The sequence below is a fragment of the Streptomyces mutabilis genome (assembly GCF_014649815.1).
GTDB classification, from domain to species: domain Bacteria; phylum Actinomycetota; class Actinomycetes; order Streptomycetales; family Streptomycetaceae; genus Streptomyces; species Streptomyces mutabilis.
The window spans coordinates 1-13,844 of the sequence record NZ_BMTT01000024.1; the positions used below are offsets into that span (position 1 = coordinate 1).

Genomic DNA, 13,844 nt, shown 5'->3' on the forward strand with positions numbered 1-13,844 from the left:
AAGGAACGGTCGCTTCCTTTGTACTCACCCTCTCGGGCTTTCCTCCGGGCGCTTCCCTTCGGTCTTGCGTTTCCGACTCTATCAGATCTTTCCGATCCGATTTCCTCGGTGCTTTCCAGGTTCCCGCTTTCGCGTTTCCCTTTCCGGCGGTTCCGACTCTATCAGATCCTTTCGGGCTCTGATTCCCCGTCAGAGAGGGTTGCCTTCCCGGCTGTTGGGCCGTTCCGACGGAGTGAGACTTTAGCGGATTCCCGGCCTCCGAGCTAATCGGGGCCGCGTCCTGTCGGACGTGGATTCCTGATTCCGTGAATACACACACCGACAAAGCGACGACGTCGACAATGCGACAGCTCGTCGAAGAGTGGTTGGTACTGGAATCGCTGCCCGGGGACCGACCGGAGTCGGCGCTCACGTCGGACAGCTCGGAGAACACTACGAGTGCGTGTACGGCGTGTCAAATCCCGGGTGCGGCCGTCCGCCGAGGCGTACTGTGGATGGCGTGATGACGCGTACGTGTACTCAGCTCTGGTGGGCCGCCTGACGGCGGCCGTACGCACGTATGCACTCAACGGCCGCCGCTTCGGCGGCCGTTCTCGTATCTCCTCCCAGGAGGGGCGGCCGGCGGATGGCGGCGGTCCCGACCAGGAGGTGGAGAGATGGCGCGGGTCTTCAGTGGGGTCAAGCCGACGGGGCATCTGACGCTGGGGAACTATCTGGGTGCCATGCGGAAGTGGGCCGAGGTGGACCAGCACCGGTCGGACGCGCTGTTCTGCGTCGTGGACCTGCACGCACTGACCGTGGACCACGATCCGGCGCGGGTGCGCAGGCTGAGCCGACAGGCGGCTTCCTTGCTGCTGGCGGCCGGGCTGGACCCGGAGCGGTGCACGGTGTTCGTGCAGAGTCACGTGGACGAGCACGCGCGGCTGTCGTACCTGCTGGAGTGCGTCGCCACCGACGGGGAGATGCGGCGCATGATCCAGTACAAGGAGAAGGCGGCGCGGGAGCAGACGCGGGGCGGGAGTGTGCGGCTGTCGCTGCTGACGTATCCCGTGCTCATGGCGGCCGACATCCTTGCCTACGGGGCGGACGAGGTGCCGGTCGGGAACGACCAGACACAGCACGTGGAGCTGGCCCGGGATCTCGCCGTGCGCTTCAACCAGCGGTACGGGCACACGTTCGTGGTGCCGCGGGCCACCAGTCCGGGGGTGGCGGCTCGGGTGATGAACCTGCAGGATCCGGCGTCGAAGATGGGCAAGAGCGACGACGTCGGGCCGGGGATCGTCTACCTGCTCGACGACCCGGACGTGGTGCGGAAGAAGGTCATGCGGGCCGTGACCGACAGCGGGCGGGGCGTCGTGTACGACCGCGAGGCGCGGCCGGGGCTCGCGAACCTGCTGGAGATCCTCGCCGCCTGCACGGGTGGGGAGCCGGTGGAGATGGCGGGTGCGTACGACTCCTACGGTGCGTTGAAGAAGGACACCGCCGAGGCCGTCGTCGAGGCGCTGCGGCCCGTGCGGGAGCGGCACAGGGAGCTGTGCGCGGATCCCGGGTACGTGGAAGGGGTGCTGCGGGCGGGCGCGGACAGGGCTCGGGGCATGGCCCGGCCGACCGTGGACGCCGCTTACCGGGCGATCGGGTTGCTGCCTCCGGTGGCGGCAGCAGCTGCGGACGCGGTCCGGTAGGCGCGGATCCGGGCCGCTCTCAGTCCTTGGTGCCGGAGGCCAGTTCGCGGCTGCGGTCGCGGGCGGCTTCCAGCGCGGCGATGAGGGCGGCTCGGACGCCGTGGTTCTCGAGTTCGCGGATGGCGTTGATCGTGGTGCCGGCGGGGGACGTGACGTTCTCGCGGAGCTTGACCGGGTGTTCGCCGCTGTCGCGGAGCATCTTCGCGGCGCCGATCGCGGACTGGACGATCAGGTCGTGGGCCTTGTCGCGGGGCAGGCCGAGGAGGATGCCGGCGTCGGTCATGGCTTCGACCAGGTAGAAGAAGTACGCCGGGCCGGAGCCGGAGAGGGCGGTGCAGGCGTCCTGCTGGGACTCGGGCACGCGCAGGGTCTTGCCGACGGCGCCGAAGATCTCCTCGGCGTGGGCGAGGTGGTCGGCGGTGGCGTGGGTGCCTGCGGAGATGACGGACATGGCCTCGTCGACGAGGGCCGGGGTGTTCGTCATGACGCGTACCACCGGGGTGCCGGGGGCGAGGCGTTCCTCGAAGAAGGCGGTGGGGATGCCCGCGGCGCCGCTGATGACCAGGCGGTCGGCGGGGATGTGCGGCGCGAGTTCGTCGAGGAGGGTGCCCATGTCCTGCGGCTTGACCGTGAGGATCAGGGTGTCGGCGGTCTTGGCGGCCTCGGCGTTGGTGACGGGGGTGACTCCGTGGCGGGTGCGGAGTTCGTCGGCCCGTTCCTGGCGGCGGGCGGTGACCAGGAGATCGGCGGGGGCCCAGCCGGCTCCGATCATTCCGCTGAGCAGGGCTTCGCCGATCTTGCCGGTGCCGAGGACTGCGACTTTCTGGGTCATGGCTTTCGGTGCCCTCCGGTGCCCTGTCTGGGGTGCGTCGTCCGTCGTCGTCATCCTCGCACTTCGGGGGCGGGCGGGAATGTCACGTCCGGTGGGCGGGACGGCGGTGGGTCGGGCTCGCTATGCCGTGCGGCGTCTGAGGGTGGCCGCGCCCAGGGCCAGGACCAGGAGTGCGCAGCCGGCGACGATCAGGGCGTCGCGTACGAAGGCGGTGGTCATGTCGGTGTGGCGGAGGACCTCGTTCATGCCGTCGACCGCGTAGGACATCGGCAGGACGTCGGAGATCGCCTCCAGGGCGGGGTGCATGTTGTCGCGCGGGGTGAAGAGGCCGCAGAGGAGGAGCTGCGGGAAGATCACGGCGGGCATGAACTGCACCGCCTGGAACTCGGAGGCCGCGAAGGCCGAGACGAAGAGGCCGAGGGCCGTGCCCAGGAGGGCGTCGAGCAGCGCGACCAGGAGCAGGAGCCAGGGGCTGCCGGTCACGTCGAGGCCGAGGAGCCATACCGCCAGGCCGGTCGCGAGGGCCGACTGGACGATGGCGAGGGTGCCGAAGGCCAGGGCGTAGCCGGCGATCAGGTCGCCCTTGCCCAGGGGCATGGCGAGGAGGCGTTCGAGGGTGCCGGAGGTGCGCTCGCGCAGGGTCGCGATGGACGTGACCAGGAACATCGTGATCAGCGGGAAGATCCCGAGGAGTGAGGCGCCGATGTTGTCGAAGGTGCGCGGGCTGCCGTCGAAGACGTAACGCAGCAGGAACAGCATCAGGCACGGGATCACGAGCAGCAGCGCGATCGTGCGGGGGTCGTGGGCGAGCTGGCGCAGGACGCGGGTCGCGGTGGCCGTGGTGCGGGACAGGGTCAGAGGGCGGGTGGGCGCCGGGCGCACGGGCGCGGGGGCGGTGGTCGGGGTGGTCATCGGGTGGCCTCCTTCGTGCGGGTGGTGCGGGCGCGCGCCGCCGCCTCGTCGACCAGGTGCAGGAAGGCCTCCTCGACCGTGTCGGCGCCGGTGCGGGTGCGCAGGGCGTCGGGGGTGTCGTCGGCGAGGACCTCGCCCTCGCGCATGAGGAGGAGGCGGTGGCAGCGCTCGGCCTCGTCCATGACGTGGGAGGAGACGAGGAGGGTGGTGCCTCGGTCGGCGGCGAGGGTGTGGAAGAGGGTCCACAGGTCGCGGCGGAGTACGGGGTCGAGGCCGACCGTGGGTTCGTCGAGGATCAGGAGTTCCGGGGTGCCCAGGAGGGCGACGGCGAGGGAGACGCGGCTGCGCTGGCCGCCGGAGAGGTTGCCGGCGAGGGCGTCGGCGTGGGTGGTGAGGTCGACGTCGGCGATGGCCCGGGTGACGTCCTCGTGGCGGCGGTCGGAGGCGGCTCGGCCGGGGGCGAGTACCGCGGAGAAGTAGTCGAGGTCTGGCGGACGGTCAGGTCGTCGAAGACCGACGGGGCCTGGGTGACGTAGCCGATGCGGGTGCGCAGGGTGGGGTGGCCGGCGGGGCGGCCGAGGACCTCCAGGGTGCCGGTGACCTTGGCCTGGGTGCCGGCGATCGCGCGCATGAGGGTCGACTTGCCGCAGCCGGAGGGGCCGAGGAGGCCGGTGATCCGGCCTCGGGGGACGGTGAAGCCGAGGCCGCGCAGGACGGTGCGGGGGCCGCGGACGACGGTGAGGTCCTGGGCCCGGACGGCGGGTGGGGGGGAGCCACCGCCCGCTTCGTCGGGGGGCGGGGAGGAGTAATTCATCATGTGATGAATACTGCTCCCGGCCCGGGGCGGTGTCAAGCGGTCACGGGTGTCCTGGCGAGGAGGAGGACGACGACGTACGTCTCCTCGACGACTCCGTCCGGGAAGACGTCCAGGAGGTGCCGGCGCTCGGCGGCCAGGAATTCCGCGCGGCGTTCGTCGGTGTCGGTCAGGAAGACCGAGTGGCTGGCGACGTTGGCCAGGTGGACGTCGACGGGGACGCGGCGGCTCCAGCGGATCTCGCGGCGGGTGAGGCCGAGACGGCCGTCGGGGTCGGCGGTGCCCGGACCGACGTTCCGCTTCTCGGCGGAGAGGTCCAGGTCGAAGTGGCGGTCGATCCGCCGGGCCGCGGCGGCGATCCAGGGGACGTCGAGGGCCTCGGTGTTCCACCACAGCGCCAGCGCGCCGCCCGGACGCAGCACGCGCAGCGCCTCCGGGACCGCCAGAGCGGGGTCGGTCCAGTGCCAGGCCTGGGCGTAGGTGAGGAAGTCGGCGCTGTGGTCGGCGAGCGGGAGGGCGTCGCCCTTGCCCCGGACCATCGGCACGCCGGGGAGGGTGCGGCGGAACTCGGCGGCCATGCCGGCGCCGGGTTCGACGGCGATCACGTGGGCGCCGCGCGCGTGCAGTCGGGCGGTGGCGATGCCCGTACCGGCGCCGACGTCCACGACGCGGGAGCCGGCCAGGGGGCGGTCGGCGAGTTCCTCCAGCGCGTCGAAGAGGGCGGGCGGGTAGGAGGGGCGATTGGCGGCGTACTGGGCCGCGGTCGCGTTGAAGGAGTGGGCCCGGGCGGTGTGGGTGGCGGACCGGGCCGCCGGGGGTTGGATGGCGCCGTGTGTCGTCATACGGCCATGTTGGCCCGGGGAGGGTCGTGGGGAGCGGGGCGATTTCCCGTCAGCGGCGCCGGCGCTTCTTCGAGGGGTTGCCCGAGCGGCGGGTGGTGCGCTTCTCGTACTCCTCGCGGGCCTTCTCGTACTCCTCGCGGTGCAGTTTCTCGCCCGGGGCCTCGGTGAGGGTGCGGAAGAAGTAGGCGAGGAGCGAGCCGACGAAGCCGATGGCCAGCAGGCCGCGGAGGGAGGACTGGCGCTCGGGGTCGGGGCGGGTGCCGAAGGCGGACCAGGTGTGGCGGAAGGCCAGGGCGCTGCAGACCGCGAACATCACGATCATCAGCAGCGAGACGAAGCCGCCGATGTCGGCGATCCGGAGGCCCTGGTAGGCGATGCGGAGGACGAAGCAGGCGGCGGCCGCCGCGGCGAGGGAGCCGACGGCGAGGCCGATCCGGCGGGCGGTGTAGCCGTTGTCGTGGTGCACCCAGGTCGTGCCGTAGAACCGGAGGGGTTCGGGGCGTGGGCCCGCGGCGGTTTCCGGGCTGCCGTTCTTGCCGTTCTCTGCGCTCACGGGTCGATTATGGCGCCGGTGCGGCGCGGGCCCCGGGCGGGCCCGGCACACCGGACGAGGCTCGTGGGAGCCGGAGTGCGTCAGCCGCCCTGGCCGGCGCTGCCGAGCGGGCCGACCTGCACCGGGGTGCCGGAGCTGTCCGTGACGGGCAGCGTGGCACCGCCCGGCCAGTCGAGGGTGACCGACTTCGTCTCGTCCGGCGGGGTCACCACGAGCCCCGTGATGCGGACGCCGGAACCGCCCGAGTCGTTGATCGGGTAGGTGATGCCGAAGGTGGTCCGCTCCCCATGCCCGAGGACGACCGCGGGGGCCGGCTCGCCCGTGCGCTCGGCGGACAGGGTGCCGGAGTTCGTCTTCAGGTCGACGCCCGCGTGGCCCGCGAGGGAGCAGTCCCGGCCGCCGCTGTTCCTCAGGTCGACCGCGACGGTGCCCCGGTCGTCGCCGCCGACCGTGGCGTCGATCGCGGTGATCTCCAGCTCGTCGGTGCGGCACTCCGCGGCCTTGCCGTTGCCGTCCGTGCCGCCGGTGCCACCGGTGCCGTCCGCGCCGTCGCCACCACCGGTGCCGGCGGGGTTCTTCCCCTCGGAGTCCGTGCCGCCCCGCTGGTCCGAGCCGGTCGAGCCCGAGCCGCCGGTCGAGGAGGAGGCGGTGGAGGCGGCCGGCGGGGCGGCGCCGGGGTCCGTGCCGTCGTCGCCGTTCTGGCAGGCCGTGAGCGAGAGGCCGGCGGCGAGGGCCATGGCGGCGATGGTCAGCTTGTGGACGCGCATCGTTGTCTACCTCATGGTCGGTTGGCGTGCCGGTCCGCCCGCACCCGTCGGTGCGGGCGGGCGTTGCTGACCACCAAGAGCCGTTCGGTACGGCACGCCGTTCCTCCCGGCAGCCTCCTAAGACGCCCCTGAGACCACCCCGTTACAAGGTCAGCAGCGAGGGGCCACGTAACCGTCGCTGCCCGTGCGGATGTACGCGTCGGAGACGTACTGGCCGCTGCCGATGTTGTCCCAGATGTTCGAGGTGCCGTACGGGCCCGACACCCAGGTGCCCGGCGTCTGGCAGCTGATCTGCACCCTTGCCCCCTCGGACAGGACCCGCACGACGGAGTAGCCGGTGCCGGGGCCGCTGCGGACGTTCAGCCGGTAGCCCGGCGCCACCGGGTAGGAGCCGGCGGCGGCCAGCGTGGTGACGGCCTCCGTGGTCGCGTTCTCGTCCTCGCCCGCGGCGTCCGTGATCTGGTCGACAGACATGAAAAACTCCCCCGTTCACCCCACGAGCGCCGTGGGGACGCGTTGATTCCCCTGGAACAAGCCACGAAACACCAGTTCGCAACTCGCACGCGGAGGCTAGCAAGCCTCCTCGGCCCCGTCGGAACCATCGACTAGGCTCCGAGCGTCGCGCGCGCGAACGAACAGCACGGGGGTGGTTCCATGGCGCCGCAGCCGAACACCGGAGCGGACGCGGAAGCGGAACTTCCGGACTACGCCGGTCACTACCGTCTGGAGTCCTGTCTCGGCTCGGGTGGGATGGGGGTCGTGCACCTGGCCCGGAGCACCTCCGGGATGCGGGTGGCGGTGAAGGTCGTGCACACGTCGTACGCCAAGGACCCCGAGTTCAGGGCGCGCTTCCGGCAGGAGGTGGCCGCGGCGCGGCGGGTGAGCGGGGCCTTCACGGCGCCGGTCGTCGACGCCGATCCGGATGCCGGGCGGCCCTGGATGGCCACGCTGTACATCCCCGGACCGACGCTTTCCGAGCAGGTGAAGCGGAACGGGCCCATGGATCCGGCCCAGTTGCGCCGGCTGATGGCCGGGCTCGCGGAGGCGCTGCGCGACATCCACCGGGTCGGGGTCGTGCACCGGGACCTGAAGCCGAGCAACGTGCTGCTCGCCGAGGACGGCCCGAAGGTCATCGACTTCGGCATTTCCCGACCGAAGGACAGTGAACTGCGGACGGAGACGGGGAAGCTGATCGGGACGCCGCCGTTCATGGCGCCCGAGCAGTTCCGCCGGCCCCGGGAGGTGGGGCCCGCCGCGGACGTGTTCGCGCTCGGGTCGCTCATGGTGCACGCGGCGACCGGACGCGGGCCGTTCGACTCCGACAGTCCCTACGTCGTCGCCTACCAGGTCGTGCACGACGAACCCGACCTGACCGGCGTACCGGAGGCGCTCGCGCCGCTGGTGCTGCGGTGCCTCGCCAAGGAGCCCGGCGACCGGCCCACACCGGACGAGCTGATGCGGGAGCTGCGGTCGGCGGCGGCGGCGTACGACACGCAGGTGTTCATACCGGCCCAGCGGGCGAGGGAGGAGGCGGGGGAGCCTTCGGAGCCGCGAGGGGTTCCGGAGGCGCGGGAGGCCCGGGGAGCACGTGAGGCACCGGGAGCTGAGGCTCCGGAAACACGGCAGGCACCGGAAGCGCCGGAGGCACCCGCGGAAAGCGCTTCGGGGTCTCGGGCCGCCGTGCCCGCGCGGTGGTCCGTACGGCGGCTGGGGCGGCGGACGGGACTGGTGGCCGGGGTGGTCGGGCTCGCCGTGCTCGGTGGGCTCTCCTCGGTCCAGGTGTTCGGCAGTGCGGAACCGGCGCGCAGGGCGCCAGCCGGGCAGAGCACGCCGAGCGGTTTCGGCGTGTGGGAGGCGGCGCCCGCGTCGGACGGCGGCGGGATGCCCCAGTGCTCGTACGCGGCGCGGGTACTGCTGTGCGCGCGGCCCGGCCTGGTCTACGCCCTCGATCCGGCCGACGGCGGCACGCTGTGGCGGCACGGGGTCGCGGACGCGGCGCGGAGTGAACCACCGGTCGTGTCGGGCGGCCTCGTGCAGCCCTCCCTCGACCGGATCGGCGAGCTGGAGGCGCTCGATCCCGCCACGGGCCGGCAGGTGTGGCGGGAGGACGTGCCCGAGTACGACGGAGTGCGGGCGGCCGGCGACACGCTGCTGCTCACCCGCTCCGACGGCACGGTCACCGGTGTGGACGGCGCCACGGGCGACGTCGAGTGGTCGCACCGGATTCCGGGGCAGGCCGTGCCCTACTTCTCCTCCTTCACCGGGGACGCGTCGGCGTACGCGGTGAGTCCGTCCGGGGACGGGAACCGGACCCGGGTCACCGCGGTGGACCCGGCGACGGGCGACGTCCGGTGGGACGTGGAGCCGGCCGGGTCGCTGACGCCGGTGGGGGCGGCGGACGGGTCGGTGTACTTCGTCGCCGCCGGTGCGGTGTACGGGGACGCGAAGGCCGTGGTGCGGTACACGCCCGGTACCGGAGAGGTCCGGCGGGTGAAGTTGCCCGTGCCGGTCGCGCAGGCGGAGGCCGGTGTGCACGGGGACACCGTGTACCTGATGGGCGCGGGCGGCTCGTTGGTCGCCGTCGACATGGCGGCGGGGAAGCAGCGGTGGCGGCTGGAGACGGGCGTGAGCCGGGGCTCGGCGCCCGCCTCCGACGGGCGGCACGTGTACGTCACCGCTCCCGACGGGCGGCTCCTCGGGGTCGACGCCCGCGAGGGGCGGCTGCTGGGGCAGACCCGGCCCCGGCTGGGTGCCGGGTCGGACCGCGTGCCCGCCGCGCTCCCCCGGCCCGTGCTCGCGGGCGGCCACGTCTACGCCGGTGCGCCCGACGGCACGGTGTTCGGGGTGGCGGGGCGGAACCCCGCCGACTGGTAGGCGGGGTCCGAGGGGGCGTCAGCCGAACTTGCTCACGTCGCGCACGGCGCCCTTGTCGGCGCTGGTCGCCATCGCGGCGTACGCCTTCAGGGCCGCGGAGACCTTGCGGTCGCGGTTCCTCGGGGCGTACCGGCCGTTCAGGGCCTGCTCGCGGCGGGTCAGCTCGGCGTCGTCCACGAGCAGCTCGATGGAGCGGTTCGGGATGTCGATGCGGATGCGGTCGCCGTCCTCGACCAGGGCGATGGTGCCGCCGGCCGCCGCCTCCGGGGAGGCGTGGCCGATGGACAGCCCCGAGGTGCCGCCGGAGAAACGGCCGTCGGTGACCAGGGCGCATGCCTTTCCGAGGCCGCGACCCTTCAGGTACGAGGTCGGGTAGAGCATCTCCTGCATGCCGGGGCCGCCCTTGGGGCCCTCGTAGCGGATGACGACGACGTCGCCCTCCTTGACCTGCTGGGTGAGGATCTTCTGGACGGCCTCCTCCTGCGACTCGCAGACGACGGCCGGGCCCTCGAAGGTCCAGATCGACTCGTCGACGCCGGCGGTCTTGACGACGCAGCCGTCGACGGCGAGGTTGCCGCGCAGGACGGCGAGGCCGCCGTCCTTGGAGTAGGCGTGCTCCACGGAGCGGATGCAGCCGCCCTCGGCGTCGTCGTCCAGGGAGTCCCAGCGCTCGGACTGGGAGAAGGCCTCGGCGGAGCGGACGCAGCCGGGGGCCGCGTGCCACAGCTCGACGGCCTCCTGGGAGGGCGAGCCGCCGCGGATGTCCCAGGTCTTCAGCCAGTCGGCCAGGGACGGGCTGTGGACGGAGTGCACGTCCTCGTTGAGCAGGCCACCGCGGTGCAGTTCGCCGAGGAGGGCTGGGATGCCGCCCGCGCGGTGCACGTCCTCCATGTAGTACGTGCGGTCCTCGGCGACGTTCGGCGCGACCTTCGCGAGGCACGGGACGCGCCGCGAGAGGGCGTCCATCTCGGTGAGGCCGTAGGGGACCTTGGCCTCCTGGGCGGCGGCCAGCAGGTGCAGGATCGTGTTGGTCGAGCCGCCCATCGCGATGTCCAGCGCCATGGCGTTCTCGAAGGCCGCGGGGGTGGCGATGTTGCGGGGCAGGACCGAGTCGTCGTCCTGCTCGTAGTAGCGGCGGGTCAGGTCCAGCACCGTGCGGGCGGCGTTCTCGTAGAGCGCCTTGCGGGCGGTGTGGGTGGCCAGCACCGAGCCGTTGCCGGGGAGGGAGAGGCCGATGGCCTCGGTCAGGCAGTTCATCGAGTTGGCGGTGAACATGCCGGAGCAGGAGCCGCAGGTCGGACAGGCGTTCTCCTCGATGCGGAGGATGTCCGCGTCGGAGATCTTGTCGTTGACCGCTTCCGACATGGCATCGACCAGGTCCAGGGTGCGGACCGTGCCGTCGACCAGGGTGGCGCGGCCGGATTCCATCGGGCCGCCGGAGACGAAGACCGTGGGGATGTTCAGCCGCAGGGCGGCGTTGAGCATGCCCGGGGTGATCTTGTCGCAGTTGGAGATGCAGATCAGGGCGTCGGCGCAGTGGGCCTCGACCATGTACTCCACGCTGTCCGCGATCAGGTCGCGGGAGGGGAGGGAGTAGAGCATGCCGCCGTGGCCCATGGCGATGCCGTCGTCGACGGCGATCGTGTTGAACTCGCGCGGGATGCCGCCGGCCGCGGTGACCGCCTCGCTGACGATCCGGCCGACCGGGGCCAGGTGGGTGTGGCCCGGCACGAACTCCGTGAAGCTGTTGGCGACGGCGATGATCGGCTTCCGCCCGATGTCCGCGCCGGGTACACCGGAGGCGCGCATAAGGGCGCGGGCGCCCGCCATGTTGCGGCCGTGGGTGACTGTGCGGGACCTCAGTTCGGGCATCGTCGCTCGCTCCTTCGGAGAGTTGTGACTGCCGTCGAGCGTACGCCCGTCATCCAGGGGTCGGGACGGGGTGTCCGGGATGCGGGATGCGCGTCTCGTCGGCAACGAATGGAAGTGACCTCAGGGACCGGTGAGGTGCCCCTGTACGACCGGTGCCAGGCGGGCGACCAGCTCCTCGGGGTCGGCCGAGGCCAGCGGCTCCACTTCGATCACGTAGCGGAGCATCGCGCACCCCACCAGCTGCGCCGCCGCCAGCTCGACGCGCAGCTCCGCGTCCGGCCGCTCCAGCCGGGCCGCGACGCGCCGCATCACCTGGGCGGCGATCAGGCGGCGGAAGACGGCGGCGGCGGTCTCGTTGTTCACGGCGGAGCGGACGATGGCCAGCACCGGCTTGCGGGTGGAGGGGTTCTCCCACACGCCGATGATGAACCGGGTGAGCCGCTCGCCGACGTCGTCGAGGGGGCCGTCGCCGATCGCGTCCGGGGCCTGCAGGGCCGGTGCGAAGGCGACCTCGATGGCCGCCTCGAAGACCTGCTCCTTGGTGCCGAAGTAGTGGTGCACCAGTGCCGCGTCGACGCCCGCCGCCTTGCCGATGCCGCGCACCGACGTCTTCTCGTAGCCGCGCTCGGAGAACTCCTCGCGGGCCGCGGTGAGGATGCGGGCCCGGGTGTCGGCGGACTCGGTGCGCGGGGGGCGGCCCCGGCGGCGGGTCCCCTCCGGCATTCCGCTCACCGTCCCCGCGCCTTCGCCGACGCGGACGACGCCAGGTGCAGGCGGGTGAAGGCCAGCGCCTCGGCGAGATCGGCCTCACGTTCGGCGCTGGACATCGCGCGACGGGTGTTGACCTCGATGACGACGTGGCCGTCGTAGCCGGCGTGCGCGAGGCTCTCCAGCACCTCGGCGCAGGGCATGTTGCCGCGGCCGGGGACCAGATGCTCGTCCTTGGCGGACCCCTTGCCGTCGGCGAGGTGGACGTGGCCGAGGCGGTCGCCCATGCGGTCGACCATGGCGAGGGCGTCGGTGCGGGAGGTGGCGGCGTGGCTGAGGTCGATCGTGAAGTGGCGGTAGTCGTCCTTCGTCACGTCCCAGTCGGGGGCGTACGCCTGCATCTCGCGGTCGCGGTAGCGCCAGGGGTACATGTTCTCGACGGCGAACCGCACGTCGGTCTCGTCCGCCATCCGCCAGATGCCGTCGACGAAGTCCCGGGCGTACTGGCGCTGCCACCGGAACGGCGGGTGCACGACCACGGCGCTCGCGCCGAGCTTCTCGGCGGCGGCCCGGGCGCGCTGGAGCTTGGTCCAGGGGTCGGTGGACCAGACGCGCTGCGTGATGAGCAGGCAGGGGGCGTGCACGGCGAGGATCGGCATGCGGTGGTAGTCGCTGAGTCTGCGCAGGGCGTCGATGTCCTGGCTGACCGGGTCCGTCCAGACCATGACCTCCACGCCGTCGTAGCCGAGGCGCGCGGCGATCTCGAAGGCCGTCGCCGTCGACTCCGGGTAGACGGAAGCCGTCGACAGGGCGACCTTCGCATCCGGGATGCGGACTACGTCCCTTGGTTCTGCCACGGGGGCCAGGGTACGGGGTGGGGGTGGCAAGCCGTGGGGTGGCTGCGCGCCGTTGTGGCGCTCGGCACATGGCGGGTGCGGCTGTGGTCCTCGGCACATGGCGGGTGCGGCTTTCGCCGTGGTCGCTCGCGTCCGCGCGGCGGAGCCGCACATCGCTGCGGCCCCGCGCCCCTGGCTGGGGCGCTAACCCTGGCCCATGTGGTCCAGGCGCCGCAGGATCACGCCCTCCCGGAGGGCCCACGGGCAGATCTCCAGGCTCTCCACGTGGAAGAGGTCCATCGCGCCCTCGGCGACCAGGGCGCCGGCCAGGAGCTGGTTCGCGCGGCCCTCGGAGACGCCGGGGAGTTCGGCGCGCTCGGCGGTGGTCATCGCGGCCAGGCGGGGCACCCAGGCCTCCAGTGAGGCCCGCTTCAGCTCGCGCTGGACGTACGGGCCCTCGGCGGAGCGGGCGGCGCCGGAGATGCGGGCCAGCTGCCGGAAGGTCTTGGAGGTGGCGACCACGTGGTCCGGGGCGCCGAAGCGGCTGAACTCGCCGACCGTCCGGGCGATCTCCGTACGGACGTGGCGGCGCAGCGCCCTGACGTCGTCCGGGTCGGGCGGGTCGCCGGGCAGCCGGGCGGTGGTCAGCCGGCCCGCGCCGAGCGGCAGCGACACGGCGGTGTCGGGCTCCTCGTCGATGCCGTAGGCGATCTCCAGGGAGCCGCCGCCGATGTCGAGTACCAGCAGCTTGCCGGCGGACCAGCCGAACCAGCGGCGGACGGCGAGGAAGGTGAGCCGGGCCTCCTCCTCGCCGGTGAGGACCGTCAGCTCGATGCCGGTCTCGGTGCGCACGCGCGCGAGGACGTCGTCGGCGTTGGTCGCCTCGCGCACGGCGGAGGTCGCGAACGGCAGGAGGTCCTCGACGCCCTTGTCCTCGGCGGCCCGGAGGGCGTCGTGGACGACCGCGATCAGCCGGTCGACGCCGTCGGGGCCGATGGCGCCGTCCTCGTCGAGGAGCTGGGTGAGGCGCAGGTCGGCCTTGTGCGAGTGCGCGGGCAGCGGGCATGCGCCGGGGTGCGCGTCCACCACCAGCAGGTGCACCGTGTTCGAACCCACGTCGAGGACACCGAGTCTCATGTACGGAACGCTACT

Annotated in this window: 12 protein-coding genes and 1 pseudogene; 2 read left to right on the plus strand and 11 right to left on the minus strand. The window is 72.5% G+C overall.

The window, feature by feature from the left end; genetic code table 11:
* The first annotated feature begins 656 nt into the window (after positions 1-656).
* Entirely contained in the window at positions 657-1,682 is a 1,026-nt protein-coding gene (trpS, locus tag IE142_RS30595; RefSeq protein WP_191888748.1) for a tryptophan--tRNA ligase, read from the plus strand.
* A 19-nt stretch (positions 1,683-1,701) separates the two neighbouring features.
* On the opposite strand, the gene proC is transcribed toward trpS, so the two are convergent.
* From proC to IE142_RS30630, 7 genes and pseudogenes are all read right to left on the minus strand, one after another.
* Positions 1,702-2,514 carry a pyrroline-5-carboxylate reductase gene (gene proC, locus IE142_RS30600; RefSeq protein WP_191888749.1) on the minus strand — a complete coding sequence of 271 codons (813 nt, stop codon included), beginning with the start codon at positions 2,512-2,514 and terminating at the stop codon, positions 1,702-1,704.
* A 120-nt stretch (positions 2,515-2,634) separates the two neighbouring features.
* The gene (locus IE142_RS30605; RefSeq protein ID WP_191888750.1) at positions 2,635-3,426 is read right to left on the minus strand and encodes an ABC transporter permease; all 792 of its coding nucleotides are present in this window, start codon (positions 3,424-3,426) and stop codon (positions 2,635-2,637) included.
* Positions 3,423-4,243 (minus strand): annotated as a pseudogene (locus IE142_RS30610) (ABC transporter ATP-binding protein). Before IE142_RS30610 ends, IE142_RS30605 begins: the two are co-directional and overlap by 4 nt.
* A 32-nt stretch (positions 4,244-4,275) precedes the next feature.
* Positions 4,276-5,082 (minus strand): class I SAM-dependent methyltransferase, encoded by an 807-nt coding sequence (locus IE142_RS30615; protein ID WP_191888751.1) that lies wholly within the window; start codon positions 5,080-5,082, stop codon positions 4,276-4,278.
* 49 nt (positions 5,083-5,131) lie between these two features.
* Positions 5,132-5,635, minus strand: a complete 504-nt coding sequence (locus IE142_RS30620; protein WP_191888752.1) for an EamA/RhaT family transporter — start codon at positions 5,633-5,635, stop codon at positions 5,132-5,134.
* Positions 5,636-5,715: 80 nt separating this feature from the next.
* Positions 5,716-6,402, minus strand: coding sequence for a DUF4232 domain-containing protein (locus tag IE142_RS30625; protein ID WP_191888753.1), 687 nt, complete (start codon positions 6,400-6,402; stop codon positions 5,716-5,718).
* Between the two features lie 150 nt (positions 6,403-6,552).
* Positions 6,553-6,876 (minus strand): SH3 domain-containing protein, encoded by a 324-nt coding sequence (locus IE142_RS30630; RefSeq protein WP_191888754.1) that lies wholly within the window; start codon positions 6,874-6,876, stop codon positions 6,553-6,555.
* Positions 6,877-7,056: 180 nt separating this feature from the next.
* Here IE142_RS30630 and IE142_RS30635 point away from each other — a divergent pair, with 180 nt between their 5' ends.
* Positions 7,057-9,276, plus strand: a complete 2,220-nt coding sequence (locus IE142_RS30635; RefSeq protein ID WP_191888755.1) for a serine/threonine-protein kinase — start codon at positions 7,057-7,059, stop codon at positions 9,274-9,276.
* A gap of 18 nt (positions 9,277-9,294) precedes the next feature.
* Here IE142_RS30635 and ilvD read toward each other — a convergent pair whose 3' ends face one another.
* From ilvD to IE142_RS30655, 4 genes are all read right to left on the minus strand, one after another.
* A complete protein-coding gene (gene ilvD, locus IE142_RS30640; RefSeq protein ID WP_191888756.1) occupies positions 9,295-11,148 on the minus strand; it encodes a dihydroxy-acid dehydratase in 1,854 nt (617 codons plus the stop codon).
* Between the two features lie 120 nt (positions 11,149-11,268).
* Positions 11,269-11,871: a TetR/AcrR family transcriptional regulator gene (locus tag IE142_RS30645; protein WP_191888757.1), complete on the minus strand. Its 603-nt coding sequence runs from the start codon at positions 11,869-11,871 to the stop codon at positions 11,269-11,271.
* Between the two features lie 5 nt (positions 11,872-11,876).
* Entirely contained in the window at positions 11,877-12,713 is an 837-nt protein-coding gene (locus IE142_RS30650; protein ID WP_191888758.1) for a sugar phosphate isomerase/epimerase family protein, read from the minus strand.
* A gap of 183 nt (positions 12,714-12,896) precedes the next feature.
* Positions 12,897-13,829, minus strand: a complete 933-nt coding sequence (locus IE142_RS30655) for a Ppx/GppA family phosphatase (protein ID WP_191888759.1) — start codon at positions 13,827-13,829, stop codon at positions 12,897-12,899.
* Between the last annotated feature and the right edge of the window lie 15 nt (positions 13,830-13,844).

Coding starts and splice junctions, on each gene's coding strand:
- trpS (WP_191888748.1), top strand. CDS start 657: ATGGCGCGGGTCTTCAGTGGGGTCAAGCCGACGGGGCATCTGACGCTG.
- proC (WP_191888749.1), bottom strand. CDS start 2,514: ATGACCCAGAAAGTCGCAGTCCTCGGCACCGGCAAGATCGGCGAAGCC.
- IE142_RS30605 (WP_191888750.1), bottom strand. CDS start 3,426: ATGACCACCCCGACCACCGCCCCCGCGCCCGTGCGCCCGGCGCCCACC.
- IE142_RS30615 (WP_191888751.1), bottom strand. CDS start 5,082: ATGACGACACACGGCGCCATCCAACCCCCGGCGGCCCGGTCCGCCACC.
- IE142_RS30625 (WP_191888753.1), bottom strand. CDS start 6,402: ATGCGCGTCCACAAGCTGACCATCGCCGCCATGGCCCTCGCCGCCGGC.
- IE142_RS30630 (WP_191888754.1), bottom strand. CDS start 6,876: ATGTCTGTCGACCAGATCACGGACGCCGCGGGCGAGGACGAGAACGCG.
- IE142_RS30635 (WP_191888755.1), top strand. CDS start 7,057: ATGGCGCCGCAGCCGAACACCGGAGCGGACGCGGAAGCGGAACTTCCG.
- ilvD (WP_191888756.1), bottom strand. CDS start 11,148: ATGCCCGAACTGAGGTCCCGCACAGTCACCCACGGCCGCAACATGGCG.
- IE142_RS30645 (WP_191888757.1), bottom strand. CDS start 11,871: ATGCCGGAGGGGACCCGCCGCCGGGGCCGCCCCCCGCGCACCGAGTCC.
- IE142_RS30655 (WP_191888759.1), bottom strand. CDS start 13,829: ATGAGACTCGGTGTCCTCGACGTGGGTTCGAACACGGTGCACCTGCTG.